The sequence below is a fragment of the Acidithiobacillus sp. genome, from assembly GCF_049965315.1.
GTDB lineage: Bacteria > Pseudomonadota > Gammaproteobacteria > Acidithiobacillales > Acidithiobacillaceae > Acidithiobacillus_B.
Map to the genome: position 1 here is coordinate 47,173 of NZ_JBMFWL010000007.1, position 24,927 is coordinate 72,099.

At 64.6% G+C, this 24,927-nt stretch carries 24 protein-coding genes and 1 tRNA gene; 12 read left to right on the forward strand and 13 right to left on the reverse strand.

The window, feature by feature from the left end:
* Positions 1–10 precede the first annotated feature (10 nt).
* Positions 11–1,471, forward strand: coding sequence for a nitrogen regulation protein NR(I) (gene ntrC, locus ACP5MM_RS03385; protein ID WP_427931178.1), 1,461 nt, complete (start codon positions 11–13; stop codon positions 1,469–1,471).
* 160 nt (positions 1,472–1,631) lie between these two features.
* Here ntrC and ACP5MM_RS03390 read toward each other — a convergent pair whose 3' ends face one another.
* The 8 genes from ACP5MM_RS03390 to ACP5MM_RS03425 all read right to left on the reverse strand — a co-directional run bounded on the left by ACP5MM_RS03390 (position 1,632) and on the right by ACP5MM_RS03425 (position 10,828).
* Positions 1,632–3,191, reverse strand: coding sequence for a SulP family inorganic anion transporter (locus tag ACP5MM_RS03390; protein WP_427934118.1), 1,560 nt, complete (start codon positions 3,189–3,191; stop codon positions 1,632–1,634).
* Between the two features lie 10 nt (positions 3,192–3,201).
* Positions 3,202–3,825, reverse strand: coding sequence for a carbonic anhydrase (locus ACP5MM_RS03395; RefSeq protein WP_427931182.1), 624 nt, complete (start codon positions 3,823–3,825; stop codon positions 3,202–3,204).
* A 171-nt stretch (positions 3,826–3,996) separates the two neighbouring features.
* Positions 3,997–6,354, reverse strand: a complete 2,358-nt coding sequence (gene metE, locus ACP5MM_RS03400; protein ID WP_427931184.1) for a 5-methyltetrahydropteroyltriglutamate--homocysteine S-methyltransferase — start codon at positions 6,352–6,354, stop codon at positions 3,997–3,999.
* Positions 6,355–6,656: 302 nt separating this feature from the next.
* A complete protein-coding gene (gene ubiE, locus ACP5MM_RS03405; protein ID WP_427934119.1) occupies positions 6,657–7,439 on the reverse strand; it encodes a bifunctional demethylmenaquinone methyltransferase/2-methoxy-6-polyprenyl-1,4-benzoquinol methylase UbiE in 783 nt (260 codons plus the stop codon).
* 65 nt (positions 7,440–7,504) lie between these two features.
* A complete protein-coding gene (locus ACP5MM_RS03410; protein ID WP_427931188.1) occupies positions 7,505–8,191 on the reverse strand; it encodes a glutathione S-transferase family protein in 687 nt (228 codons plus the stop codon).
* Between the two features lies 1 nt (position 8,192).
* Positions 8,193–8,819 carry a methionine biosynthesis protein MetW gene (metW, locus tag ACP5MM_RS03415; RefSeq protein WP_427931190.1) on the reverse strand — a complete coding sequence of 209 codons (627 nt, stop codon included), beginning with the start codon at positions 8,817–8,819 and terminating at the stop codon, positions 8,193–8,195.
* Complete coding sequence (gene metX / locus ACP5MM_RS03420) at positions 8,816–9,967, reverse strand: homoserine O-succinyltransferase MetX (RefSeq protein ID WP_427931192.1); 1,152 nt, start codon at positions 9,965–9,967, stop codon at positions 8,816–8,818. The genes metW and metX overlap by 4 nt, the downstream gene beginning before the upstream one ends.
* A gap of 51 nt (positions 9,968–10,018) precedes the next feature.
* Positions 10,019–10,828, reverse strand: coding sequence for a pseudouridine synthase (locus ACP5MM_RS03425; protein WP_427931193.1), 810 nt, complete (start codon positions 10,826–10,828; stop codon positions 10,019–10,021).
* Between the two features lie 40 nt (positions 10,829–10,868).
* Between ACP5MM_RS03425 and ACP5MM_RS03430 the strand changes: the two genes are divergently transcribed.
* Positions 10,869–11,180, forward strand: a complete 312-nt coding sequence (locus tag ACP5MM_RS03430; protein WP_427931195.1) for an encapsulin-associated ferritin-like protein — start codon at positions 10,869–10,871, stop codon at positions 11,178–11,180.
* A gap of 38 nt (positions 11,181–11,218) precedes the next feature.
* Here the strand turns inward: ACP5MM_RS03430 and hemW are convergent, their stop codons facing one another.
* Positions 11,219–12,415: a radical SAM family heme chaperone HemW gene (hemW, locus tag ACP5MM_RS03435; RefSeq protein ID WP_427931197.1), complete on the reverse strand. Its 1,197-nt coding sequence runs from the start codon at positions 12,413–12,415 to the stop codon at positions 11,219–11,221.
* 33 nt (positions 12,416–12,448) lie between these two features.
* On the opposite strand from hemW, the gene ACP5MM_RS03440 reads away from it, so the two are divergent.
* A complete protein-coding gene (locus ACP5MM_RS03440) occupies positions 12,449–13,018 on the forward strand; it encodes an LON peptidase substrate-binding domain-containing protein (RefSeq protein ID WP_427931199.1) in 570 nt (189 codons plus the stop codon).
* A 30-nt stretch (positions 13,019–13,048) separates the two neighbouring features.
* Here ACP5MM_RS03440 and ACP5MM_RS03445 read toward each other — a convergent pair whose 3' ends face one another.
* Positions 13,049–13,543 (reverse strand): Crp/Fnr family transcriptional regulator, encoded by a 495-nt coding sequence (locus tag ACP5MM_RS03445; protein WP_123104727.1) that lies wholly within the window; start codon positions 13,541–13,543, stop codon positions 13,049–13,051.
* Between the two features lie 135 nt (positions 13,544–13,678).
* Between ACP5MM_RS03445 and rph the strand changes: the two genes are divergently transcribed.
* Positions 13,679–14,407, forward strand: a complete 729-nt coding sequence (rph, locus tag ACP5MM_RS03450) for a ribonuclease PH (RefSeq protein WP_427931201.1) — start codon at positions 13,679–13,681, stop codon at positions 14,405–14,407.
* Positions 14,404–15,033, forward strand: coding sequence for an RdgB/HAM1 family non-canonical purine NTP pyrophosphatase (gene rdgB, locus ACP5MM_RS03455; RefSeq protein WP_427931203.1), 630 nt, complete (start codon positions 14,404–14,406; stop codon positions 15,031–15,033). Before rph ends, rdgB begins: the two co-directional genes overlap by 4 nt.
* On the opposite strand, the gene ACP5MM_RS03460 is transcribed toward rdgB, so the two are convergent.
* Positions 14,997–15,848, reverse strand: a complete 852-nt coding sequence (locus ACP5MM_RS03460) for a sigma-70 family RNA polymerase sigma factor (protein WP_427931205.1) — start codon at positions 15,846–15,848, stop codon at positions 14,997–14,999. The genes rdgB and ACP5MM_RS03460 overlap by 37 nt on opposite strands.
* A 272-nt stretch (positions 15,849–16,120) precedes the next feature.
* Between ACP5MM_RS03460 and rpsU the strand changes: the two genes are divergently transcribed.
* The 7 genes from rpsU to ACP5MM_RS03495 all read left to right on the forward strand — a co-directional run bounded on the left by rpsU (position 16,121) and on the right by ACP5MM_RS03495 (position 23,583).
* Positions 16,121–16,336, forward strand: coding sequence for a 30S ribosomal protein S21 (gene rpsU / locus ACP5MM_RS03465; protein ID WP_123104735.1), 216 nt, complete (start codon positions 16,121–16,123; stop codon positions 16,334–16,336).
* Entirely contained in the window at positions 16,336–16,782 is a 447-nt protein-coding gene (locus ACP5MM_RS03470; RefSeq protein WP_427931207.1) for a GatB/YqeY domain-containing protein, read from the forward strand. Before rpsU ends, ACP5MM_RS03470 begins: the two co-directional genes overlap by 1 nt.
* Positions 16,783–16,805: 23 nt before the next feature.
* Positions 16,806–19,127: an endonuclease MutS2 gene (locus tag ACP5MM_RS03475; protein ID WP_427931209.1), complete on the forward strand. Its 2,322-nt coding sequence runs from the start codon at positions 16,806–16,808 to the stop codon at positions 19,125–19,127.
* 1 nt (position 19,128) lies between these two features.
* Positions 19,129–20,883 carry a DNA primase gene (gene dnaG, locus ACP5MM_RS03480; RefSeq protein ID WP_427934120.1) on the forward strand — a complete coding sequence of 585 codons (1,755 nt, stop codon included), beginning with the start codon at positions 19,129–19,131 and terminating at the stop codon, positions 20,881–20,883.
* 85 nt (positions 20,884–20,968) lie between these two features.
* Complete coding sequence (gene rpoD / locus ACP5MM_RS03485; protein ID WP_427931213.1) at positions 20,969–22,840, forward strand: RNA polymerase sigma factor RpoD; 1,872 nt, start codon at positions 20,969–20,971, stop codon at positions 22,838–22,840.
* Between the two features lie 38 nt (positions 22,841–22,878).
* Positions 22,879–22,955, forward strand: a tRNA-Ile gene (locus tag ACP5MM_RS03490).
* A 190-nt stretch (positions 22,956–23,145) separates the two neighbouring features.
* A complete protein-coding gene (locus ACP5MM_RS03495) occupies positions 23,146–23,583 on the forward strand; it encodes a carbohydrate porin (RefSeq protein WP_427934121.1) in 438 nt (145 codons plus the stop codon).
* A 163-nt stretch (positions 23,584–23,746) separates the two neighbouring features.
* Here the strand turns inward: ACP5MM_RS03495 and ACP5MM_RS03500 are convergent, their stop codons facing one another.
* Positions 23,747–24,130, reverse strand: a complete 384-nt coding sequence (locus tag ACP5MM_RS03500) for a type II toxin-antitoxin system death-on-curing family toxin (protein ID WP_427934122.1) — start codon at positions 24,128–24,130, stop codon at positions 23,747–23,749.
* Between the two features lie 3 nt (positions 24,131–24,133).
* Entirely contained in the window at positions 24,134–24,364 is a 231-nt protein-coding gene (locus tag ACP5MM_RS03505; protein ID WP_427934123.1) for a hypothetical protein, read from the reverse strand.
* Positions 24,365–24,927 lie beyond the last annotated feature (563 nt).

Sequence of the window (24,927 nt, forward strand, 5' to 3'; positions counted from 1 at the left end):
GAATTCACCCATGAGTGCCGTATGGATCATCGATGACGACCCCTCCATTCGCTGGGTGCTGGAAAAGGCCCTGGGCAATGCGCAGATCCCGGCGCGCAGCTTTGCCGACGCCGACGCCGCCCTCCATGCCCTCGCTCGGGAGCAGCCCGGCGCCATGATCACGGATCTGCGCATGCCCGGCCTCGACGGCTTGGCCTTCCTCCGCGAAGTCCAGGCGCAATGGCCGCGCCTGCCGGTCATCGTCATCACCGCCCATTCCGACCTGGATAATGCCGTTGCCGCCTTCCAGAGCGGTGCCTTCGAGTATCTGCCCAAGCCCTTTGACGTGGACGAAGCGGTGGGCCTGGTGCGGCGGGCCCTCGCCAGCGGCGGGGAGGCCGTGGCGAATGCGCCGGGTGCCGAGCGCGAGCAGGCCGAGATCATCGGCGAGGCCCCGGCCATGCAGGAGGTGTTTCGCGCCATCGGCCGCCTCTCCCGGTCGCAGATCAACGTCCTCATCACCGGCGAGTCCGGTTCCGGCAAGGAGCTCATCGCCCAGGCCCTGCACCGCCATAGCCCGCGGGCGGGGGGACCGTTCATTGCCATCAATACCGCCGCCATCCCTGCGGAATTGCTGGAATCCGAACTCTTTGGCCATGAAAAGGGCGCTTTCACCGGTGCGGTGAGCAGCCGCCTGGGGCGTTTTGAACAGGCGGCCGGGGGGACGCTCTTCCTCGACGAGATCGGCGACATGCCGGCGGCCCTGCAGACCCGCCTCCTGCGCGTGCTCTCCGACGGCACCTTCTACCGGGTAGGCGGCCACGCCCCCCAGCGCGCCGATGTGCGCGTCCTCGCCGCTACCCATCAGGACCTGGAGGCCAAGGTGCGGGAGGGCAGCTTTCGCGAAGACCTCTTTCATCGCCTCAACGTCATCCGCCTGCACCTGCCGCCCCTGCGCGAGCGCCGCGAGGACATTCCGCGCCTCGCCCGCCACTTTTTGCTGGAAAGCGCCATCAAGCTGGAGGTGGAGCGCAAGATCCTGAGTCCCGCCGCCGAGGCCGTCTTTAGCGCCTGGAACTGGCCCGGCAATGTGCGCCAACTGGAAAACGTCTGCCGCTGGCTCACGGTCATGGCCCCGACGGCAGAGGTGCAGGTGACGGATCTCCCCGCCGAAATGACGGGCATGGAGCGCCGGCCCAGTGCGCCGGAGTACGAGGGCGGCGACTGGCGCGAGCGCCTCGCGCGGCTGGCCGCCCAGCGCCTGACGGCCGGTGAGGAAGGGATCCTCAACGATCTGCTCCCTCTTTTTGAGCGCACCCTCCTCGAAGCGGCCCTGCAGCATACCCAGGGCCACAAGCAGGATGCCGCCCACAAGCTCGGCTGGGGACGCAACACCCTCACGCGCAAGCTCAAGGAACTGGGCATGGACACCGGTGGCGGCGATGACGAGGACGGCATCCCGCCGCCGTCGGATCATTCACCCGGCAAATAGGAGCGGCCCATGGCCGCGACCACCGGCGGTGAGGACCGTTTCATGAACGGGGTACACCGAACGCATGTCCGTTAGGGTAAATGAACAAAAATTGCCCACGGAGGGGTGAATTCCTCCGTGGGCCCGGTGTTGCGCCGCTTTTTGCGCCCCGTGCTGACGCCTAGACGGCGACCTGCAAGATCGGGCGGTCAAAGCCGCGCTCCTGGATGTCGATGTCGCGCAGCTTGGCCGACTGCTCGAAGTCGCGGATGATCTCCAGGATATCGTGGTCGATGAACTCCACCCGGCTGCCGTCCAGGATGACCGTCGCCTTGGGCGGCAGATGCTCCAGGAGGTGGGAGACCGTGGCCTTGTTGACGAAGGTGACGTCACGGTGAAAGTCAATCACATACGCGGGGCCTTCCTTGCGTATTTTGACGGCCGCATGGAAGTTGTTCTTGAGGACGAAGAAGACGCCCACCAGCAGACCGATTCCCACCCCGATGAGGAGATCGGTGAAGAGCACGGTGAGGACGGTTACCGCGAAGGGGAGGAACTGCGTGCGTCCCAGCCGCCACATCTTGTGGACCAGGCCGGGTTTGGCCAGTTTGTAGCCGACCATCAGCAAAATGGCCGCCAGGGTGGCCAGGGGCACCTGGTTGAGCAGGGTGCTCAGGAACACCACCGCCAGCAGCAGGAAGACGCCGTGGAGAAAGGCGCTGGCCTGGGTGCGCCCGCCCGCGGCCACGTTGGCGGAGGTGCGCACGATGACCGCCGTCACCGGCAGGCCGCCGATGAGCCCGCTGACGCTGTTGGCCACGCCTTGGGATACCAGTTCCCCATCCAGGGGCGTGCGGCGTTTGAAGGGGTCCAGCTTGTCTCCTGCCTCGATGGACAGGAGGCTCTCCAGGCTGGCGACGATGGCGATGGTGGCCGCGGTGACCCAGACGGCCCGGTTGGTGATGGCGTGCCAGTCGGGGAAGGTGAGGCTGGCGAGCAGATCCCGGGGGCTGTGAATCATGGGCAATTGCACCAGGTGTTCGGTGCCCAGGGCGAGCCCCGGCGCCACCCGCAGCAGGAGCAGATTGACCAGCGTTCCGGCCAGCACCGCCACGAGGGGGCCGGAAAACCAGGTCTGCCTTTTCAGCGCCGGGGTGCGCTCCCAGACGATGAGAATGGCCAGCGCCACGAGGCTGATGAGGAGCGCCCCCCACTCTACGCCGGAGAGGGCGGTGAGCACCCCGCTGAAGGTGTTCTCGCCGCCGCTGGCAAAGGCCTGGGAGCCGAACTGGCCGATATCCACCCCCAGGGCATAGGGCAACTGCTTGAGGATGAGGATCAGGCCGATGGCAGCCAGCATGCCCTCGATCACCGCCGCCGGGAAGAAATAGGCGATGGCCCCGGCCCGCAAAAAGCCCAGGGTTATCTGTATCAACCCGGCGAGAAAGACGGCAAGGACAAAGATGGAAAAGGAGTGCATTTCGGTAATGGCCACCAGGACGATGGCGGTGAGGCCCGCCGCCGGGCCGCTCACGGAGAGTGCGGAACGGCTGAAGAAGGGGACGACGAGGCCGCCGATGATGCCGGAGATGATCCCGGCGAAGAGCGGCGCCCCCGAGGCCAGGGCCACCCCCAGGCAGAGCGGTATGGCCACCAGCGCCACCACCAAGCCGGCGGGGATGTCATAGCGGAGGTTCTTGAGAGGGGACAGGTCCACGGTACTATGCTGCGCTGCGCTCATGGATCTTTCCTCAGCCCAGGGGCTCAAAGCGGCGATTGTCCAGTTGATAGCCGTAAAGGCGCCCCTCATCCAGATCGAAATACCAGGCGTGCAGTTGCAGCTCGCCGCGCACCACGCGGTGGCGCACGCTGGAGAAGGTGAGGAGGTTTTCCAGGGATACCACCATCGCCGCCTTTTCCAGGGCGCGGGTCTGCTCCGCGGGGCTGGCCCCGGCGTACTCGCGGAGGACGTCCGCGCGGGCGTCCCTGGCGATATCCATCCACGGGCCGATGTAGGTGCCGCCATCGCCGCTCATGAGCGACTTGATGCCGCCGCAGTGGGAATGGCCATTGATGATGATGTTTTCCACCTGGAGGTTTTCCACGGCAAACTCGATGGCCGCGCTGGTGCCATGCAGATGCCCGTCCATTTCGCTGGGGGGGACCAGGTTGGCGACGTTGCGCACCATGAAGATCTCCCCGGGACCGGAGTCAAAGGTGGACGCAGGGGTGACCCGCGAGTCGGAGCAGGCGATCATCAAGGTCTTGGGACGCTGACCCTTGCTCACCAGATCCCGGAAAAGCTGCGGTTCGGACTCGTAATACTGGCTGCGAAAACGGGAAAATCCGGCAATCAGTTCATCGATGTGATTCATAGCTCCCTCATTATTGGATTGAAAACCAAAAATATGGACCGGGTAGACATACAGAAGTTCAATCGATACGCGAATATTTTAATGACCAGCATGCCGCAGCCATGATCATGCAAAAAAGGCCTCCCTGCGGGGAGGCCTTGGCTTGCCTATGCCGTTGATCCGGTCGCCGGATCAGCCGCCATGGCGGGCGCGGATGCGGCGGGCCGCCTCCACCATGTGCTCCAGCGCGGGCAAGACCTCGGGCCATTTGCGGGTCTTCAGGCCGCAGTCGGGGTTGACCCAGAGGCGGTCGGCGGGGACCACCTTCACGGCCTTTTCCATGAGGTCCACCATTTCTTCCACGCTGGGTACCCGGGGCGAATGGATGTCATAGACGCCGGGTCCGATCTCGTTGGGGTAGTTGAAGGTGGCGAAGGCGTCCAGCAACTCCATTTGCGAGCGCGAGGTCTCGATGGTGATGACGTCGGCGTCCATGGCGGCGATGGCCGGCAGGATGTCGTTGAACTCCGAGTAGCACATGTGGGTGTGGATCTGCACGTCCTCGGCCGCCACCTGGGCGGAGATGCGGAAGGCGCGGGAGGCCCAGTTCAGGTAGGCGTCCCAGTCGGCGCGCTTGAGAGGCAGGCCCTCGCGGTAGGCGGGCTCGTCGATCTGGATGATGCCGATGCCGGCCTGGATGAGGTCCGCCAGCTCGTCGCGGATGGCCAGGGCGATCTGCAAGGCGGTGCGCTCCCGGGGCTGGTCGTCGCGCACGAAGGACCACTGGAGGATGGTGACGGGGCCGGTGAGCATCCCCTTCATGGGCCGCTGGGTGAGGGACTGGGCGTACTTGCTCCAGGCCACGGTCATGGGGGTGGGCCGGGAAACGTCGCCGAAGATCAGTGGCGGCTTGACGTAGCGGGAGCCGTAGCTCTGCACCCAGCCGTGGCGGGTGAAGGCGAAGCCCGCCAGTTGCTCGCCAAAGTATTCCACCATGTCGTTGCGTTCCGGCTCGCCATGGACCAGGACGTCGATGTCCAGCCGCTCCTGCTCCTTGACCACGTGGGCGATCTCCGCCTCCATGGCCTTCTGGTAGTCCGCATCGCTCAACTCGCCCTTGCGGTGCTTGAGGCGGGCCTGACGGATCTCCGGGGTCTGGGGAAAGCTGCCGATGGTGGTGGTGGGAAAGAGCGGCAGCTTGAAACGCTTGCGCTGGGCGGCCTGCCGCACCGGGAAGGGGCTGGCGCGCTGGCCGTCATCCTGACCGAGGGTCTCCAGACGGGCGGCCACGGCGGCGTTGTGGATGCGTGGCGAACTTTTGCGCGAGGCCACGGCGGCGCGGGCAGCGGCCAGTTCGGGCCCGGCGTGATCGGCACCCTTGTCCATGGCGCGGGCCAGCACGGCCACCTCGTCGAGCTTCTGCACGGCAAAGGCCAGCCAGGACTTGAGTTCGGCGTCCAGCTCCGTCTCCTGCTGGAGATCCACCGGACTGTGCAGCAGGCTGCAGGAAGGAGCCAGCCACAGGCGATCGCCGAGTTGGTCGTGGGCCGGGTGCAGGAGGGCGAGCGCCCCATCCAGGTCGCTGCGCCACACATTGCGGCCGTCCACCACGCCCAGGGAAAGGACCTTGTCGGCGGGGTAGCCTTGCAGGAAGGCGTTCAACTGCTGTGGCGCCCGGCGCAGGTCGAGATGGATGCCGGCCACGGGCAGGGCTTTGAGCAGGCCGGCATGGGCCGCCACCGACTCGAAATAGGTGGCCAGCAGGATCTTGGGGGCCTTCCCCCGGCTCAGTGTCTTGTAGGCGCCGTCGAAGGCGGCGATCCAGTTGCCCGGCAGGTCGAGGGCGAGGGCGGGTTCGTCGAGCTGCACCCATTCCACCCCTTCGGCCGCCAGTCCGGCGAGGAGTTCGGCGTAGACCGGCAGGAGCTTGGGCAGCAGCGTGAGGCGGTCGAAGCAGCCGTCGCTGACCGGCGCGCCGTGGCCATGGCAGGCGCTGTCGTCATGGTGATGCTGGATTTCATGATGGGCCTGGGCCGCCGGGTCCTTCTCCTTGCCCAGCCAGAGATAGGTGATGGGGCCCACCAGGACGGGCTTGGCATTCAGACCGAGGGCGCGGGCTTCGCGCAGTTCGTTGAAGATCCGGTCACTGGCCAGGCGGAAGTCCATGCCCTCGTGGAACTCGGGGACGATATAGTGGTAATTGGTGTCGAACCACTTGGTCATCTCCATGGCGGGCTGGGTGGCGGAGCCGCGGGCCATGGCGAAGAAGGTGCCCATATCGACGCGATCGCCGGAAAAGCCGTAGCGAGGGGGGATGGCGCCCAGGGTGCAGCTCATATCCAGCATGTGGTCGTAGAGACTGAAATCGCCTACGGGGACGATGTCCACGCCGCAGGTCTGCTGGATGCGCCAGTGGCGCTCGCGCAGCAGGGCCGCCCGCGACTGCAGTTCCTTCTCGTCGATCTCCTTGGACCAGAAACTCTCCAAAGCCTTTTTCAACTCGCGCTTGTGGCCGATGCGGGGAAAGCCGAGATTATGGACAACCGTCATGGATAGTGCTCCTTACAGGAAAATAGGGGTGATCATGCCCCGTCGCAGCCCGGCGCTCAAGGGGGATTTTTGCATCGCCGGATGAATGGAATTCATCAATCCGAACTTCGGCCGTGGGCAGAGGGGGTTTTGCCGCGACTTCGGCCCAAGCCGTCGTTGTTCTAGGCGAAATCCCGCGCCCGGCAGGCGAACTGTTTGAGCCCGCAGGGCGAGTTTTCGCCTGCCAGCGGGATGAGCCGTAGAACAACAGGCGCGGGCCGCCGGAGCAAAAAAACCCTCTGCCCACGGCCGTTTCAGGATCATCAATCCAGACGATAGCCGCGATGGACGGCGACGATGCCGCCGGAAAGGTTGAAGACCTCCACCCGCGCCAGCCCGGCATTCTCCATCATCGCCTTGAAGGTTTCCTGGTCGGGAAAGCGGCGGATGGACTCCACCAGATACTGATAGCTCTCGCGGTCCTTGGCAATCCATTCGCCCAGCCGCGGCAGCAGGTTGAAGGAGTAGAGGTCATAAATGGACTGCAGGCCGGGCCAGCGCGGGTGGGAAAACTCCAGGATCAGGACCCGGCCGCCCGTCTTGAGCACCCGGTGGATTTCCCGCAGGGCCCGCTCCGGATGGGTCATGTTGCGGATGCCAAAGGCCAAGGTCACCAGGTCGAATTCACCGTCGGCAAAGGGCAGGGCTTCGGCATTGGCCTCGACGAACTCCACGCCGTCCAGGATGCCCTTGTCGGCCAGGCGCCTGCGCCCCACCTCCAGCATGTCCGGGTTGATGTCGGAGACGACGATGGAACCGGTGGGGCGGATCTTGGGATAGAGGGCGGCGGCCAGATCGCCGGTGCCGCCGGCCAGGTCCAGCAACCGCTGCCCCGGCCGGGCCCGCGCCAGGTCCACGGTAAAGCGCTTCCACAGGCGATGCACGCCTAGGGACATCATGTCGTTCATCAGGTCGTACTTGGCCGCCACATTGCTGAAAACGCCCCTGACCAGGTCTTCCTTCCGGTTTTCCGGCACTTCTTGATAGCCGAAATGGGTGGTCGGCGTCAGGGCGCCTGACTGTTCTTCTGTTGGGTTTTCGTTCATGGAACTTCCTCGCTGTGCCGATGATGCGGTCGCTGTGTCTGTGGCTCTGCCCGGATCCGGGCGGTTTAGGCGGAGCGCAGGAGCAGGCTCCCTTTCTCGCTCAGATAACGTTGCAGATGCTCTGGAAAATCGGGCATTACGGATCCCGCCACCTCGGGGAGTTCGAGCAATTGGGCTGCCCAACGGCGCAGTTTGCCCAAGGCCTCCCAGCGTGGCAATGGCCGCAGGGCATGGAGGATCTCCATGCGCATGAACAATGGCGCCAGGGCGGCATCCACCAGGCTGAATTTTTCGCCGGCAAAGAAGGGGCCGTCCCTCTGGGCTTTCTCCTGCAGGGCCGCTCCTCCCAAAGCGTGTTCCAGGCGTTCCAGTTTCTCGAAGAGCTGGCGGCTGGCCGCCGCAAAGCGCTCGTCGCCCTGGGCCGTCATCATCTGGTACTGATCCAGGATGGCGTCGGCGCCGAAGGCAATCCAGGCGCGATGCAGCGCGCGGGGGAGCGCTTCGCTGGGGTGCAGGGTGGGGAGAAAGGTTTCGTCGAGATATTCGTTGATGACGGTGGATTCAAAAAGGACCACGTCGTCATCCAGCCGCAGGCACGGCACCTTGCCCAGGGGGGCAATGGCCACGAACCACTCGGGCTTGTGGTAGAGGTCGATGTGCGTGAGGGTGAAGGGTACCTGCTTGTGCAGGAGGGTAATCACCGAGCGCTGCACGAAGGGGCAGAGGGGGAAACTGATGAGTTCCAAGCGCATATCATTCCTCCCGTAGGGGGCTGGCCGCGACGCGGGCGCAGCGGTAGAGGGCCACTTCCCCAAAGAGATTGGGCAGGAGGCGATTGAGCCAGGTCTGCCGACGCTGATCATTGAGCACCACCCGCTGATGCACGGCCACGCCATTTTCCCGGCACAAGGATTCAAAATCGCGAATGGTGCACAGATGAATGTTGGGCGTATTGTACCACGCATGGGGCAGCGCGTCTGTGACCGGCATGCGCCCTTGCACGGCCAACTGCCAGCGGGCGTGCCAATGGCCCATATTGGGGAAGGTCACGATCACCTCGCGGCCCACGCGCAGCATCTCCAGCAGGAGATCCAGGGGGAATTTGCTGGCCTGCAGGGTGAGGGAAAGGACTACGGTATCCACGCTCTGGTCACCGAAATTGCCCAGCCCGCCGTCCAGATCCTGCTGGATGACCGGCACCCCGCGGCGAATGGCCGCCACCACCCGCGCCTCGTCGATCTCCACCCCGTAGCCGCTCACCCCATGTTCGGCGCGCAGGTAGGCCAGCAGGTCGCCCTCGCCGCAACCGAGGTCGAGAATCCGGCTGCCGGGCCGGATCCACCCGGCGATGATGGCCAGATCCGGGCGTAGCGCGCTCATGCATCGACCTCGTCGGCTACCCGTGCCAGATAGGTCCCCAGCACTTCGACATATTGGGGGATGGGCAACAGGAATGAGTCGTGGCCCTGATGGGACGCGATCTCCGCATAGGTCACCTGCAGATTTCGGGTATACAGGGCTTGGACGATCTCCCGGGAGCGCGCCGGCGAAAAGCGCCAGTCCGAGGTGAAGGAGATCACCAGGAATTGGGCCGTAGCCGGGGCAAAGGCCGCCGCCAGATTCCCCTCATGGGCGGCTGCGGGGTCGAAGTAGTCCAGGGCCTTGGTGATATAGAGGTAGCTGTTGGCGTCAAAGCGCTCGACAAAGCTGGAACCCTGGTGGCGCAAATAGCTTTCCACCTCGAAATCCACATCGAAGCCAAAGGAAAAGGCCTTTCCGCCCCGGGTATCGCGGCCGAACTTCTTGCGCATGGCATCGTCGGAGAGATAGGTGATGTGGCCGATCATGCGCGCCAGCGCCAGGCCCCGGCGCGGCTTGGTGTTCTGGGCATAATACCGCCCGCCGTGAAAGTCGGGATCGGTCATGATGGCTTGGCGGGCCACTTCGTTGAAGGCGATGTTTTGCGCGGTGAGGCGCGGCGCCGCCGCGATGACCACGGCATGGCGCAAGCGATCGGGCAGGTCCATGGCCCACTGCATGACCTGCATGCCCCCCAGGCTGCCGCCCACCACCGCCGCCCAGCAGTCGATGCCCAGGTGATCGGCCAGTTGGGCCTGGGTCTGCACCCAGTCGCGCACGGTGACCATGGGAAAGTCCAGACCCCAGGGCGTGCCGGTTTCGGGATTGATGCTGGCGGGCCCCGTCGAACCCTTGCAGGAACCGATCAGATTGGCGCAGACCACAAAGAAGCGGGAGGTATCAATGGGCTTGCCCGGGCCCACCAGGTGCTCCCACCAGCCGGGCTTGCGCTCTTCCGGGTGGTGGTAGCCGGCGGCGTGATGGTCTCCCGAGAGGGCATGGCAGAGCAGGACGGCGTTGCTGCGCGCGGCATTGAGGGCGCCATAGCACTCATAGACGAGGGTGTACGCAGGCAGGGTGCGCCCACACTCCAGGAGGAGGGGCGCAGCGAAGGCCACGCTCCGGGGCGTGACCAGTCCGACGGAATGCTCAGGAATCTCGACAGGCATGGCGCTTTTTATGAGTTGAGGCGTAACGAGTCTAATCCCGTCCCGCATCACTCACAATCCTCCGCCAGGGCTCATGCCGGACGGCGGGGTGGCGGCGGGGCCGAGGCCAACGGCTTGATCCGCGGCCAAGGCCTGTTCTCCGGCGTCCAGCCAACGCCACTGGCCGGCCCGCAAATCTCCCAGGGCCAGGCCGCCGATGGCCACCCGCAACAGGCGCAGCACGGTGACGCCCCGGGCGGCCAGGAGGCGGCGGATCTGGCGATTGCGCCCTTCCCGCAGGATCATCTCCAGCCACTGCGTCTTGCCGCCGCAACGCAGTTCCCGCACCGCCATGGGCAGACAGGGCCGGCCGTCCAGCAACGGCCCTGCGGCGAGCGTTTCCAGGCTGGCGGCATCCAGGGGCGGACGGATCTGCACGTGATAGGTCTTGGCTACATGGCTGGCGGGATCGAGGAGACGCTGGGCCCAGAGGGTATCGTTGCTAAAGAGCAGCAGACCCTCGCTGGCCTGGTCCAGGCGTCCCACCGGGATGAGCCAGGGTTCCTTCGGTATCAGGTCATAAACGGTGGGCCGACCGTGTTCGTCCCGATGGGTGGTGACGTAACCCCGCGCCTTGTGCAGCATGAGGCAGCACCGGGCTGCGGCGCCACGGTTCTGGTCATCGATGCGTATGCGGGTCCCGTTGCGGGGAAAGCGCCGCTCCGGATCCCTGATGACCTCGCCATCGACGCGCACCCGTCCGGCGGCAATCCATTCCGCTGCCTCGCTGCGCGAGGCCAGCCCGCGCTTGGAGAGGATGCGCGCCAGGGCGCAGATCTGGGCCGTCTCCTTGCGCCGGGGCGCTTTTGGGTTATGCTTCATGGGATGCCTGTCTTATCCATTCGCTCGTAGGAGATGGCCCATGGCCCATGAAGGTTTGCACGAAGCCCCCGAATCACTGCGCCCCGAAACCCTGGACGAACACCGCGCCATCGCATCCCTGATGGAGGAGTTTGAGGCGGTGGACTGGTACCGGCAACGGGCGGACGCCTGCACGGACCCGGAACTGAAAGCCGTCCTGTTGCACAACATGAACGAAGAAATCGAGCACGCCAGCATGATCCTGGAGTGGCTGCGCCGCCGGATGCCGAGACTGGACAAGGAGCTCCGCGAGTACCTCTTCAAGGAAGGCTCCATCACGGGCCATGAGGCCGAGGCCATGGGCCATAGCTAAGCCCACCCGGGGCTGGCGCCCGTTTGCCCTGTACCCTTTCATGCCTGCGGGACCAGCCGCCGCACCCGGGAGACCGGCGGCAGGAAGCGGGCGCAAAGGTCGTTGTAAAAATCCAGGCCGCGGGCGCTGGGCCGCAGGATGCCGTCCTGGAGATGGAGGAGGCCATCGGCTTCGGCCTGCAGGAGTTGCGGCAGGACGCCTTCCAGGGCCAGGCCGGTGCGCTCCGTAAACAGTCCCTCCGCAACCCCGCCGGGCAGGCGCAGGGCGTTGAGCATGAACTCAAAGGGCAACTCGGCCGCGGCGATGCGCTCGCGCTCCCCGATCTGGGGCAGGGTAGCCAAAGCGTCGGCCATGTAGCTCTCCGGCCGTGCTGGCTTGCGGGTGCGCCAGATCCCGTCCGGGAGGGTGATCTTGCCGTGGGCCCCGGCGCCAATACCCAGATAATCGCCGTATCGCCAGTAATGGAGGTTATGCCGGCAGGCGTGGCCGGCCCGGGCATGGGCCGAGATTTCATAGCGGGGGAGGCCCGCCGTCGCCAAGCGTTCGCGCAGGGCCAGCTCCATGTCGGCGGCCAGGTCGGCATCGGGCATTCGGGCCGGTGGCTGGGCGGCAAAGGGGGTGCCCGCCTCCAGGGTAAGCTGGTACAAGGACAGGTGCGGGGGGGAAAAAGCCAGGGCCGTTTCCAGATCGGCCAGGGCGGCCGCCAGATCCTGGCCGGGCAGGGCGAAGATGAGGTCGAGATTGAAGCTGGCAAAACCGGCCTCGGCCGCCGCCGCGCCGGCCCGGCGGGCGGCGGCGCCATCGTGGATGCGCCCCAGCACCCGCAACAGGCCATCGTCAAAGGACTGGATGCCCAGGGACAGGCGGGTGATCCCGGCGTCGCGGTAGGCGCGAAAGGCCGCAGTCTCGATGGCGCCGGGGTTGGCCTCCATGCTGATTTCCGCCCCCGGCTGCAGGCGCAGGCGCGCGCGCAGCTCCCCGAGGAGATGATCGATGGCCGCCGGCGGAAAGAGGCTGGGCGTCCCGCCGCCGAAAAAAATGCTGCCGATGCGGCGTCCCCAGATCCACGGCAGTTCGCGCTCCAGATCGGCCAGCAAGGCCGCCGTGTAGCGCTCGACGGGCACGCTAGCGGGGGCGACGTGGGAGTTGAAGTCGCAATAGGGGCACTTGGCCTTGCACCAGGGCAGATGCACATAGAGCGAGAGGACGGAGGGGGGCTGTAGGGTTATACTCATAACTGGTTTTCGACCTGGCTCAGGGATGTGGCGATGGGGAATGATCGGGTGACACCGCTATTTTTGCTCCGCACCGTGCTGTTTCCACAGGGTCTGCTCGCCCTGCGCGTTTTTGAGCCCCGTTACCTCGACATGATCAGCGCCAGCCTGCGCCACGGCGAGGATTTTGGCATTTGCCTGATCCGCAGCGGCGGGGAGATTGGGCAGGGGGCCGTGCCCGCCGGCGTCGGCACCCTGGCGCGGGTCGTGGACTGGGGCGGGGAGGCGGGCGTTTTGCATATTCAGGTCGAGGGGCAGGAGCGGTTCAGTATCGTCGACTGGGAGTATCAGGGGCAACTGGCCCAGGCGCGAATCAAATGCTGGCCGGCGGAGCCCATCCTCCCCATTCCCCGTGAAGTGGGCGATCTCCTGCCCATCCTGGCGGAATTGCTGGGCGACGCCGGCGCGGTGCGCCAGCTCGATGCCAGCCGTGCCGGCATGCACTTGGCGCAAGCCTTGCCGGCACCGGCGGAAGACAAGCAGCGGCTGCTGGAGCTGCAGGACCCACTGGAGCGGCTGCGGCGTATCCGCACCCTCCTGCGCGGTGAAGGGCCCCAAGCCTGAGCTGCGGCAGCTTCCCCGCCGGGCAATGGCTCAGTGCTTGCCCTTGCCATAAATATAGGTGGAAAAGTCCGTGTAACCCTGGGACAGGTTGCGGAAGAGATGATCCAGACTGATGATCGCCTGTTCGAGGATGTTCACCGTAATGTAGGGTTTTTCCACCTTCAGCCGCTGATAACGGGCCCTGGTGAGGACCAGGACCTGGGTATCGTCGCTCTTGGCGATGATCCGGGCGCTGCGCGGCTGGCGGTCAAAGAACGACATCTCGCCGGCCATCTCTCCTTCCTGCACGCGCACCACCTCCACCTCATCGCCATCGGCCGTATGGTGGATGATGGCCATCTCCCCCTTGACGCAGAAAAACAGGGCTTCCCCCAGGCTGCCCCATTCGGCAATGACCTGATCGGCATGAAAATGCGCATGGGTGACGTATTCGGCCAGGGTCTGGATCTCGCTCATGGTGAGGGACTGGGCGAGGTGATGCTGTTTGAGGAATTGGGTGATCTCTACATGGGGGATGCCGGGCATGGGTAACGCCTCCTACTCCAATCGTCATTTTTTGCTAGTATAGGGCCAAGGTCGGCCCCGGCGACAGCCCCACCCCTTTCCCCCGGCGTCCGGCAGGGTACAATGCCTCGCCATTTCCCCCTAGAGAGCCTCCAGATGACGCGTCCCAGTGGAAGAAACGCCAACGCCCTGCGCCCGGTCCAGATTATCCGCCACTTTACCAAGCACGCCGAGGGCTCGGTGCTCATCGCCTGTGGCGATACCAAGGTGTTGTGTACCGCCAGCGTCGAGGAGCGGGTGCCGCCCTTCCTGCGAGGCGCGGGCAAGGGCTGGGTGACGGCGGAATACAGCATGTTGCCGCGCGCCACCCGGGAACGAGTGGCCCGGGAGTCGGCCAAAGGGCGCATTGGCGGGCGTACCCACGAAATCCAGCGGCTCATTGGCCGCAGTTTGCGCGCCGCCGTAGATCTGAAAGGCTTGGGCGAGCGCACCCTCTGGGTGGATTGCGATGTCCTGCAGGCCGACGGCGGTACGCGCACGGCCAGCATCACCGGTGCCTGTCTGGCCGTGGCCGATGCGTTGCTGCACCTCCGGGAGCAGGAGCGCATCGCCACCCTTCCCCTCAGGGACTGGGTCGCGGCGATCTCCGTAGGGGTGTACCAGGGCGAGGCGGTGCTGGATCTGGATTACGCCGAGGACAGTACGGCGGAGGTGGACATGAATGTGGTCATGACCGGGCGCGGCGACTTCGTCGAGGTACAGGGTACGGCCGAAGGTGCGCCGTTTTCGGGGGCGCAGATGGAGCAGATGCTCTCTCTGGCCCGGGTCGGCATCGACGATCTCCTCGCCCTGCAGCGTCGGGAATTCCCCGAGATCGAGCGATGACGGAATTGGTGCTGGCTACGGGCAATCCGGGCAAGCTGCGGGAATTGACCCCGCCTTTGGCCGCCTTGGGCTTTACCCTGCACATTCAGGCGGACCTGGGCATTGCTGCCGTTGACGAAACGGCCGGGACCTTCGTGGAGAACGCCTTGCTCAAGGCCCGCCATGCGGCGCAGTGCAGCGGGATGGCAGCGCTGGCCGAGGATTCCGGGCTCTGCGTTCCCGCCCTCGGCGGCGCTCCGGGCCTCTTTTCGGCCCGTTATGCGGGAGAGCGGGCGACGGATGCGGAAAATAACGCGAAGCTCCTGCGCGCCATGGAGTTGCTGGAGGGTAGCGCGCGCCAGGCCTATTTTACCTGCTGCATGGTGTACTTGACCGGGGCGGACGACCCCTCACCGCTGATCGGTCAGGGTTTCTGGTTCGGCGAGATCGGCAGGGCCCCACGGGGCCGCGGAGGCTTCGGCTACGACCCCATTTTTTATCCGGCCGGGCTGGGGGGCAGCGCTGCGGAACTGGACGGCCCGCAAAAAGGCGCCCTCAGCCATCGTGGCGCGGCCTTACGCGCCTTGCTGGCGCTATTGCGCCAACAAGGCTACTCCTCCCCCCAGCCCGCCTCCCCTAGGGACTGACGCAAGCGACCCAGGGCGCGCACCTGGAGCTGCCGGACGGCCTCGCGGCTGACGCCCATGCGCTCGGCGACCGCCTCCAGGGTCATGGGGGCGTCGCCATAGAGGCCATAGCGATAAATCATGACCTCCCGTTGCTTGTCATTGAGCTGGAGCAATTGCGCGCGGAGCGCCTTGCAGAGGGAGGCCTGATCATAATCCGCAGCCGGGCTGCCCAGCTCGCCGCTGGCCATCTCCATGCGGCTGGGGCCGTCATGGATCTCTTCATCCAGGGAACAGACCCGGATGTCGGCAAAGTCCAGCGCGCGCAGGGTGCTTTCCCGCACCCCGAGGGCGCGGCGACGGTTTTCGCGCTGTTCCGGAGCGGGGGTATCCGCCTCCTCGCCGCGCTGCAGGTAGGCGTGCAGGGATTTGGCGAGATAATCGGGCAGCCGGATGAAGCGGGCACGGATCAGGGCGCGTTGCATGGCTTCCCGTACCCACCAGGTGGCGTAGCTGGAAAAGCGGGTGCCCATGTCCGGGCGGAAGCGGTCGGCAGCGCGCATGAGACCCATGTAGCCTTCCTGGATCAGATCTTCATGACTGAGGCCCTTGTTGCGGTAGGATCGGGCTACTGCGCGCACCAGGGGAATGTGCGCCGACACCAGCGTGGCGCGCGCGGTTTCATCGCCCTGATGCTGGCGGCGGACCAGTTCCAGCTCCTGCTGCTGACTTAAAAATGGGCTGCTCGCTTCGGGGCCGGTTTTGTTCCCTGCTTCCGGCAGTGGTGGTGGCAGTGGAAAATCAACTGGTGCTATGGTGCTGAGCTTGGCGTGCATCGTTTCTCCCTGCTGCTACTCTTAAGAAAAGCATATAACATACTTATCTAATATATTATTTCTTATAGATTTTATGCATTGTGAATATTAGTATTCTTTTTTATCCGACTGTCAAGTCCTCAGGGGAAGCCGTGAAAAGGGCAGGGCGTTGGCGGATGGCCGCGAGCAGCCCCGGCGCGGCGGCCTCGCCTTTTGACTCGCGCTCCTCTCCTGCCTATACTATTGGCCCTTATTGCCAACCATATTGTTTCCGAAGAGGTTAAGACCCCAACATGCCAACCGTTCGCGTCAAAGAGAATGAGCCCTTCGAGGTCGCACTGCGTCGCTTCAAGCGTTCCTGTGAGAAGGCCGGCGTCCTTACCGAGGTGCGTCGCCGCGAGTTTTACGAAAAGCCCACCGAGGAGCGCAAGCGCAAGGCGGCCGCGGCGCGCAAGCGCGCGCTGAAGCGTATGCGTCGCCAGCAGCTACGGTTGGTACGGCTCTATTGATGAGCTTGCGCGAGCGCATCCAGGAGGATATGAAGGCTGCCATGCGCGCCCGGGAAGCCGAGCGGCTGGGGACCATACGCATGCTTCTGGCCGCCGTCAAACAGCGCGAGATTGACGAGCGCCGCGTCCTTGAGGAAGCGGAGGTACTCAGTCTGGTGGATAAGCTGATCAAGCAGCGCAAGGATTCGGCGAGCCAGTTCAGTGCTGGCGGGCGCCCGGATCTTGCCGAAAAAGAGGAGGCCGAAATCGTCGTCCTCTCTGATTACCTGCCGGAACCCTTGGCGCCAGAGGCTATCGATGCCCTCATCGGCGAGGCGATCCTGGCCGTTGGCGCGACCAACCCCCGCGATATGGGCAAGGTGCTCAGCACCCTGCGCCCGCAGATGCAGGGACGTGCCGACATGGCGCTGGTGGCGGATAAGGTGAAGGCCCGCCTCCAGCCGTGACGGTGGCCAGCAAGGCGTCGCCGATGACCCCTCGCGAGGCTGTGCTGCACTCCCTGGACCTGCCGCGCCTGCGCGATTCCTGGGTGCGGGAGTGCGCCCATGGCTATGGGCGGCGCCACGCGCTGGAGTCCTCGCCCTGGGTCGGCCTGGAGCAAGTCCAGGAGCGGCTGCTGTGGTCGCAGGCACTGGAGTCGCGCCGCAGCAGCGGGCATGACCTGCCCGTCCCTCCCATTCCCGATGTCGATGCCCTCCTGGACCTGGCGACACGTCCCGGCGCTGCCCTGAGCGGCCGTGAACTCCGTCTCATCCATGAGGTACTGACGGCTCAGCGCAGTTATTGGGCTTCCCTCTCCGCCAGCAGCAGCGCCGACGTCCTGACGCCCCTCGTCGGGCAACTGGCCCCGCCGGCTGCCCTTTTGCAGCATCTGGATGCGGCGGTGGACGAGGATGGCGAGTTGCGGGATGGCGCGAGTCCGGCGCTGGCAGCCATTCGCCAAGGTATCCGCGCCTCCCGGGCGGAACTGCAGCGTTTCCTGCAAGGCTTGCTGCGGGCCGGGGATCTCGCCGATGCCTGGCAGGATCAGGTCATCGCCCTGCGCGGCGAGCGCTACGTGCTGCCCCTGAAGGCCACGCACAAGGGGCGCTTGCGGGGGATCATCCACGACCGCTCGGCCAGCGGCGAAACCCTGTTCATCGAACCGCTCACAGCGGTGGATCTCAACAATCGCTTGGTGCAGGAGCGGCGCGAGGAAGGTCAGGAACAGGAGCGCATTCGCCGTCGGCTCACCGCCGCCATTGGCGCTGTTGCGGCCTCCGTGGCAACGTCCCTGGGATTGATAGGGCGTCTGGACGCCGTGCGGGCGGGGCTGGTATTGGGGCAACGCTTTGCCGGGCGCCTGCCCAGCGTGGCTGCCGACGCCCGCTTTGCCTTGCGCCAGCTCCGCCATCCCTTGTTGTGCCTGCAGCATGGGGCTGATGCGGTGGTGGGAAACGACATCAGCCTGGGCGGTGAGGTGCGCCAGTTGCTCATCAGCGGGCCCAATACGGGCGGCAAAACGGCCTTGCTGAAAGCCCTGGGCCTCAGCCATCTCCTCGCTTATCTCGGCCTCCCGGTGGCGGCGGAGGGGGTTTTCGGTTATTTCCCGCAGATTTTTACGGTCATCGGCGATGCCCAGGATATTGTTGCCGATCTATCCACTTTTTCCTCCCAGTTGTTGCGCTTGCAAGGGGTGCTGGCCAGCGCCGATGCCCAGAGCCTGATCCTCCTGGATGAAATGGGGAGTGGCACCGACCCCCGCGAGGGTGGGGCGCTGGCCCAGGCGGTGGCAATCGAACTGCTGCGGCGGGGCGCTTGCAGCCTGATCACCAGCCACCTGGAGGTGATGAAACGCTATGCCCTGGGACGACCGGCGGTATTGCTGGCCGGCATGGCCTTCGACCCCGAGCGCCTGGCCCCGACCTATCGCCTGCAGTGGGGGGTTGGCGGAGCCAGCCATGGGCTGGCCATTGCCCGCCGGGTGGGCCTCCCCGCCAGCATCGTGGATGCGGCGGAGGGGCTGCTCGCCGATGATCGCGATGACTGGGAACGCTGGGAAACCCGGCGGGAGGGGCTGCTGGAAGCCGCGCAACGGGCGGCGGCGGAGGCCGAAGAGGCGCGCGCCGCGGCCCAGGCCCTGGAACTGCGCCTGACGCGCGAGTTGGAGGCCCTGCGCCAGGAGCGGGCGGCAGCGGCGGAGGCCGCCCGCGCGCAGTGGGAAAAAGCCCTGGCCGATGGCCGCCGCCAGATACGGGAAAGCATTGCTGCGCTCAAGTCCGGCCGCGATACCCAGGCCGCCTGGGATGCCCTGGCGGCGGCCGACCGCCCTTTTCAAGAGTCGGCTGCGGCACCCGCGCCTCCTCCCCTGCCGCAGCCCGGAGATACGGGCCTTTTTCTGCCCCTGCGCCAGGCCGCCCAGGTCTTGGCCGTGGATGGCGCCCAAGGGCGGATACAGATTGCCCTGCGCGGCAAGACCCTTTGGGTACCGCTGCAGCAGTTTTCCTGCACCAAGGGCGTGCAGATCCCCAAGGAAGCCGGCCGGGCCCATTATCTCGCCCCGGAAACCTTGCCCTGGCGTCTGGACCTACGCGGCCAGCGCCGCGACGAGGCCCTGCACGCCCTCTGCCGCCACATCGATGATGCGGTAGCGGCGGGAAGGCGGCAGGTGGAGGTCCTGCACGGGACCGGCAACGGCGTACTGGCGGAAATGGTGCGCGAATTCGCCCGTAGCGATCCCCGCATTGGCCAATGGCGCATGGCGCGGCCGGAACAGGGTGGCGGCGGCGTCAGCGAGCTGGAGTTGCGCTAGCATGGTCCAGTTTACCCCCGCATTTCTCGACCTGGTCCTGGAGCGCAGCGATCTGGTGCGTCTCATCGATGCCCGGGTGCCCTTGAAGAAAAAGGGGAAGGACTACTGGGCCTGCTGCCCCTTTCATCAGGAAAAGACGCCTTCTTTTTCGGTCAGCGCCGACAAGCAGATCTATTATTGTTTTGGCTGCCACGCCCATGGCAATGCCATTGGTTTCCTCATGGAATATGAACGGCTCTCCTTTCCCGAGGCCGTGATCCTGCTCGCCGAGGATGCCGGACTGGCCTTGCCGGAGGAGCAGGGCAAGGGGGCGGCCGTCGACACGCTCAAGCCCCTCCACCAAGAGCTCGAACGGGCGGTCGCCCTGTATCGCCAAGCGCTCCGGGACAACGCCGAGGCGCGGGATTATCTGCAGACGCGCGGCGTGCTTGCCGCGACCAGCGAGCGTTTCGAGCTGGGCTTTGCCCCCGCGGCCGCCCAGTTCCTGACCCGGAATCTGGGCAAGAATAGCGAAGATCGCCGCCTGCTGGCGGCTGCCGGACTGGTCAGCACCCGCGACGATGGCACCGTCTACGACCGCTTTCGCGGGCGCGTCATCTTTCCCATCCGCGACGGCCGCGGGCGCCTCGTCGGGCTGGGGGGGCGCAGCATGGATGGGCGCGAGCCCAAATATCTCAACTCGCCGGAAACCCCCATCTACCACAAAAGCCGCGTGCTCTACGGTCTGCATCAGGCCCGGGAGGGGATTCGGCGTACCGGCAAGGCGCTGCTGGTGGAGGGCTACCTCGATGTCATTACTCTGCACCAGGCCGGGATCGATAATGCCGTCGCTGCCAGTGGCACTGCCCTCGGGAATGAGCAACTGGAATTGCTCTTTCGCGCCGCCCCCGAAATCGTGCTCTGTTTCGACGGCGACAGCGCCGGCGAACAGGCGGCCTGGCGGGCGGTCAACCTGGCGCCGGAACATCTGCGCCAAGGCCGCCTGCTGCGCGTCCTCTTCCTCCCCCAGGGGGAGGACCCCGATTCCCTGGTGCGTGGTGCGGGCGCGGCAGCCTTTCACGCCCTCCTGGCCACGGCGCGCCCGGCCCTGGATGTCTACCTGGAAGGGCTGCAAAAGCGCCATAACCTCATGGTAGAGGACGAAAAGGCCGTTTTTCTGCATCACGCCCGCGCCCTCCTGCAGCGCCTGGCGGACCCCATTCTGAAAGAGCTCTACGAGCAGCGGGTGGCTACCCTGTGCGGCTTGCGCATGCCTCGCCACGCCCGCCCCCCCCTGCACCAGGAAGCGCCCCGCCTCCGCCAACGGGGCCAGCCCTCCCTTCTGGACCGGGCGCTCCTGCTCCTCCTGCACTACCCCCAGGCCCCGGCCTGGCAGCAGGTGGAGGCCGCCCTTTTGCCTTTCCTCTTTACCGCCGACCCCGCAGCGAAAAATTTTGCCCAGGCCCTTGATATTTTGCGGGACACCACCCATTTAGATACTCACGGGTTATTGAGCCGTATTGCCGACCCGGATCAGGCCGCTGCCTGGTACCGGTTGGCCATGACCCCTCTGGAAAGCACAGGGACCTCCGTTGATGAGGAACTCCGCCAGCGTGAGATCAGCGATTGCGTGGCGCGCATCAACCGCCGCAGTCGGGCCGAGCGCGCGCTGTTTATCGGCCGTGCTGCGGATCAGGCGGGGCTGGCCGCCCTTTCGGACAGTGAAATAGCCGAATTGCTGCGCCATCGCTGGCGGGATGACGAAAACCGCTCCTGAGGTCTTTCAGACATTGGGTTTTTTCTTATATAATGTTCGGCTTTCCGCAGCGGCGGATGAGCTTTTTGGAAACGGTGGAAAAGCAATGGACAACGAATCCCAGCGGTCGGAGTTGAAGCGCCTTATTGCCAAAGGCAAGGAACAGGGCTACCTCACCTATCGCGAGGTCAATGATCATCTGCCCGAAGATGTCGTCGATGCGGAACAGATGGAAAACGTCATTTCCATGATCAACGACATGGGCATCGAGGTCTATGAAGAAGCCCCCGATGAAGAAACCCTGCTGCTGGACGGCGAAGCGGGCGGAACCCCCGTTGCGCAGGAAGCCGAGGAGGCCGCGGAGGAGGCCTTGGCCGTCGTCGAGGCGGACCTGGGCCGCACCAGCGATCCGGTGCGCATGTACATGCGGGAGATGGGCACGGTCGAACTGCTCACCCGGGAAGGCGAAATCGAGATCGCCCGGCGCATCGAAGACGGCCTGCACCAGGTCCTGCGCGCAGTGTCCACCTGTCCCACCACCATCGCCCTTCTCCTGGATGCCGCCGCGAAGGTGGAACGCGGCGAAATGCGGCTGGACGAGGTGGTGGATGCCTTCATCGACCCCAACGCCAGCGAGGCCGAGGCCCTGAGCGAAGCGGAGGAGAGCGGCGGTCTCGAAGCCGAGGCGGAAGCGGAGGTCGAGGCGGAAGAAGAGGATGATGACGATGCCATCGAGGTCGACAAGGGGCCACAACTGGAAGAGGCCATCATCCGCTTTGCCGCCATCCGCGAGGGCTATGAGGCCCTGATCGCCAGCCATGCCGCTACCGGATTGCACGGCGAGGCGTATCAAAGCCTGCGCCGGGAACTGGCGGACCGCTTTCTCGAAATGAAGCTCAACGTGCGCCAGATCGATGCCATGGCCGAAGCCCTGCGCGATCTTACGGAGGAAGTGCGGCAGTGTGAGCGGGGGCTGATGGAGATCTGCATCGAGCGCGCCCGTTTCCCGCGCAAGGAGTTCGTGCGCAGTTATCCCGGCCACGAAAGCGATATCCAGTGGATAGACCAGCAGATCGCCGCCGGCCGTCCCTATAGTGCCAAGCTCGGGGAGTTGCGCGATGAGCTGGTGGCGGTCATGAAGACGCTCGCCAACATCGAGAAGCGTGCCGGCCTGGCCATCGCCGAGATCAAGGAAGCCAGCCGCCTGATGTCCATCGGCGAGGCCAAGGCCCGTCGTGCCAAGAAGGAAATGGTCGAGGCCAACCTCCGCCTGGTCATCTCCATCGCCAAGAAATATACCAACCGCGGCCTGCAATTTCTGGATCTCATCCAGGAAGGCAATATCGGCCTGATGAAGGCGGTGGACAAGTTCGAATACCGGCGCGGTTACAAATTTTCCACCTACGCCACCTGGTGGATCCGCCAGGCCATCACCCGCTCCATTGCCGACCAGGCCCGTACCATCCGGATTCCGGTGCACATGATCGAGACCATCAACAAGCTCAACCGCATCAGCCGGCAGATGTTGCAGGAAATGGGCCGCGAGCCGACGCCCGAAGAGCTGGCCGAGCGCATGGAGATGCCCGAGGACAAGATCCGCAAGGTCCTGAAGATCGCCAAGGAACCCATTTCCATGGAGACTCCCATCGGCGATGATGAAGACTCCCACTTGGGCGACTTCATCGAGGATCGCAATGTGACGGCGCCTGCCGATGCGGCGGTGAACGCGGCCATCCGCGAGGTGGTGGAGGAGTTGCTGGACAACGGCCTCACTCCGCGCGAGGCCAAGGTGCTGCGCATGCGCTTCGGCATCGGCATGAATACCGACCATACCCTGGAAGAGGTGGGCAAGCAGTTTGACGTCACCCGCGAGCGCATTCGGCAGATCGAGGCAAAAGCCCTGCGCAAGCTCCGCCATCCCTCCCGCTCCGAACGGCTGCGCAGCTTTGTAGACGGAGAAGTGAACATCCCGTCTTGACCTTCGCCGGGCCGGAGTCAATACTCCGGCCTCTCCCCGGGCCTGTAGCTCAGCCGGTTAGAGCAGGGGACTCATAATCCCTTGGTCCTCGGTTCGAATCCGAGCGGGCCCACCATATTAATCAATAACTTACAAATGCACCGAAGGGTATCACCGTACCCGGCTGTGCCGTATTTGTACCATGGGCGTGTACCTGCGCGAAAACCCCCTCGACTCTTGCAGAGTCTTCCACCAGGTGCTCCGGCGCCAGGTGGGCATAACGGCGGACCATTTCTATCGATTCCCAGCCGCCCATCTCCTGCAGCTTGTCCAAGGACGTGCAGGACTGCACATGCCAGGAAGCCCAGGCCGCCAGCCTGGGCCCCAACACGAGCGGTTTTTATGGCGTCGGCGAATACCGTTGGCAAACTGGCCCTCTGCATTGGGGAGCCTTCCTCCAGGGAGGCGGAGCGCCAAAACCCATCGATCCGGTGCCTTGCTATGTCGGGGGCGGCCTGTGGCTGGCGGGGCTTATTCCTTGGTCCGCGAAAGACTCCCTGTCCGTGGGCTTTTCGCGGGCCAGCCTGCGCGGATTGCCTCATGCCGAGACCAGCTATGAGCTGACGGGCTTATTTGGGTTGGCACATGGTGTGCATCTTCAACCTGATATACAAGCCGTGATCCATCCCGGAGGCGACTTGCCTACGTCTCTGGTGGGTATTTTGCGGCTCGAGATTAATTTCAAGGAACTGGCAGGCATCTAAGGTGGCGTCGATGTTGGCCGCATGGGGGCAACGGAATCTTCTATGAAGTCCAGGCCGATCATATCGGCCTGAGGAAGGCAGCACCCACGAAATATGATCCCTTCATCGTCATCCATGAGTGGGCCAGTGAAGCCGGTGAGAAGGCCTATGTGTCACCGGTACTTCACTCCCCATCGTTACGCACGAAGCATCGCAGCCATGGATCGAGGTGGGCGATATCGAACGCCCCGATTTCGAACATCTGCATCATCTCCGCGTAGATCTGCATCGGCGAGCGTTGCAGCCGCCAACCGTTGATACGAAGGAACACGTCAGCCGCAGCAAACGCGATGCGCTTGTTGCCATCCACGAACGGGTGGTTGTTCGCCAAGCTCTCCATCAGCGCGGCCGCCTCGGCAACGATGTCATCGTAATAGCCGGTCTGCGGCCGGAACAGCGCCGCCTCCAATGCACCGGGGTCGCGCACCCCTGGCGCGCCGCCGTAGCGCTGCATCAGCACCGTGTGCATCCCGAGCACATCAGCCACGGTCAGATAATCGTGTGCCACGGCCTACTTGGCTAACTCGCGGTAGAGACTGTCGAATTCATCCAGGCTGGATGCGAACGAAGCCATCACGTGGCGGCGGGGGCGTTCTTTTTGCTGCCGGGCGATGTAGTCTCGAAGCGCCTCATCCAGTACCGCCTGGAATTGCCGCCCTTGAGCTTCGGCGATCTGGCGCAGCGCGGACAGCACCTCGGGCGCGGCTTGGGAGGAAAACTTTTCGCGGACGACGGTAGTCATGACCTTCTCCATCATGATTTATCTTGATACTTCATGATAGAGCAAGATGCTCCTATGCGCCACCGCCCTCCCGCACCTCAAAGAGCGCCTCAAGGTGTTGGAATCTGAGTTCGGGGTTCCCGTCAGCATCACGCCGCTATGGAGCAACGACAACCCTCTGAATGCGGGTGATTGGCGCTGATGTCAGTGGGCGTCCATCGTGGCCGGCCAGATTCACCTCGTTGGGAATCATCTTCGCCAGAATGGACGCAAACGCCTTGCCACCCACCTCAGCGAAAGCGGCCAGCGCTCCTTCCTTCACGGTCGCGGTGATCTTGCCGCGCGACCACCACCCGTTGACCACCTGGAATATACGCTCGGGCGAGGTGCATGTGCCGGGCCACGGCAACAAAGATCTTGAGTTGAGGCAGAACATGCGGCGGGTGAATACCTGCCTTATGATAAACTATAGTAAAATGTAACAGTAAATACATTTAACTTTTATTAACTGAAGTTTAGACATTCAGCCCGGCCCCGCCGGGTTTTTATCGCCTTTCTTCCGGCGAAAGTGCTTGACACGGTGA

What these genes read in the sequence shown, in the direction of transcription:
- ntrC (WP_427931178.1), top strand. Translation starts at nt 11, where the DNA reads ATGAGTGCCGTATGGATCATCGATGACGACCCCTCCATTCGCTGGGTG.
- ACP5MM_RS03390 (WP_427934118.1), bottom strand. Translation starts at nt 3,191, where the DNA reads ATGAGCGCAGCGCAGCATAGTACCGTGGACCTGTCCCCTCTCAAGAAC.
- ACP5MM_RS03395 (WP_427931182.1), bottom strand. Translation starts at nt 3,825, where the DNA reads ATGAATCACATCGATGAACTGATTGCCGGATTTTCCCGTTTTCGCAGC.
- metE (WP_427931184.1), bottom strand. Translation starts at nt 6,354, where the DNA reads ATGACGGTTGTCCATAATCTCGGCTTTCCCCGCATCGGCCACAAGCGC.
- ubiE (WP_427934119.1), bottom strand. Translation starts at nt 7,439, where the DNA reads ATGAACGAAAACCCAACAGAAGAACAGTCAGGCGCCCTGACGCCGACC.
- ACP5MM_RS03410 (WP_427931188.1), bottom strand. Translation starts at nt 8,191, where the DNA reads ATGCGCTTGGAACTCATCAGTTTCCCCCTCTGCCCCTTCGTGCAGCGC.
- metW (WP_427931190.1), bottom strand. Translation starts at nt 8,819, where the DNA reads ATGAGCGCGCTACGCCCGGATCTGGCCATCATCGCCGGGTGGATCCGG.
- metX (WP_427931192.1), bottom strand. Translation starts at nt 9,967, where the DNA reads ATGCCTGTCGAGATTCCTGAGCATTCCGTCGGACTGGTCACGCCCCGG.
- ACP5MM_RS03425 (WP_427931193.1), bottom strand. Translation starts at nt 10,828, where the DNA reads ATGAAGCATAACCCAAAAGCGCCCCGGCGCAAGGAGACGGCCCAGATC.
- ACP5MM_RS03430 (WP_427931195.1), top strand. Translation starts at nt 10,869, where the DNA reads ATGGCCCATGAAGGTTTGCACGAAGCCCCCGAATCACTGCGCCCCGAA.
- hemW (WP_427931197.1), bottom strand. Translation starts at nt 12,415, where the DNA reads ATGAGTATAACCCTACAGCCCCCCTCCGTCCTCTCGCTCTATGTGCAT.
- ACP5MM_RS03440 (WP_427931199.1), top strand. Translation starts at nt 12,449, where the DNA reads ATGGGGAATGATCGGGTGACACCGCTATTTTTGCTCCGCACCGTGCTG.
- ACP5MM_RS03445 (WP_123104727.1), bottom strand. Translation starts at nt 13,543, where the DNA reads ATGCCCGGCATCCCCCATGTAGAGATCACCCAATTCCTCAAACAGCAT.
- rph (WP_427931201.1), top strand. Translation starts at nt 13,679, where the DNA reads ATGACGCGTCCCAGTGGAAGAAACGCCAACGCCCTGCGCCCGGTCCAG.
- rdgB (WP_427931203.1), top strand. Translation starts at nt 14,404, where the DNA reads ATGACGGAATTGGTGCTGGCTACGGGCAATCCGGGCAAGCTGCGGGAA.
- ACP5MM_RS03460 (WP_427931205.1), bottom strand. Translation starts at nt 15,848, where the DNA reads ATGCACGCCAAGCTCAGCACCATAGCACCAGTTGATTTTCCACTGCCA.
- rpsU (WP_123104735.1), top strand. Translation starts at nt 16,121, where the DNA reads ATGCCAACCGTTCGCGTCAAAGAGAATGAGCCCTTCGAGGTCGCACTG.
- ACP5MM_RS03470 (WP_427931207.1), top strand. Translation starts at nt 16,336, where the DNA reads ATGAGCTTGCGCGAGCGCATCCAGGAGGATATGAAGGCTGCCATGCGC.
- ACP5MM_RS03475 (WP_427931209.1), top strand. Translation starts at nt 16,806, where the DNA reads ATGACCCCTCGCGAGGCTGTGCTGCACTCCCTGGACCTGCCGCGCCTG.
- dnaG (WP_427934120.1), top strand. Translation starts at nt 19,129, where the DNA reads ATGGTCCAGTTTACCCCCGCATTTCTCGACCTGGTCCTGGAGCGCAGC.
- rpoD (WP_427931213.1), top strand. Translation starts at nt 20,969, where the DNA reads ATGGACAACGAATCCCAGCGGTCGGAGTTGAAGCGCCTTATTGCCAAA.
- ACP5MM_RS03505 (WP_427934123.1), bottom strand. Translation starts at nt 24,364, where the DNA reads ATGACTACCGTCGTCCGCGAAAAGTTTTCCTCCCAAGCCGCGCCCGAG.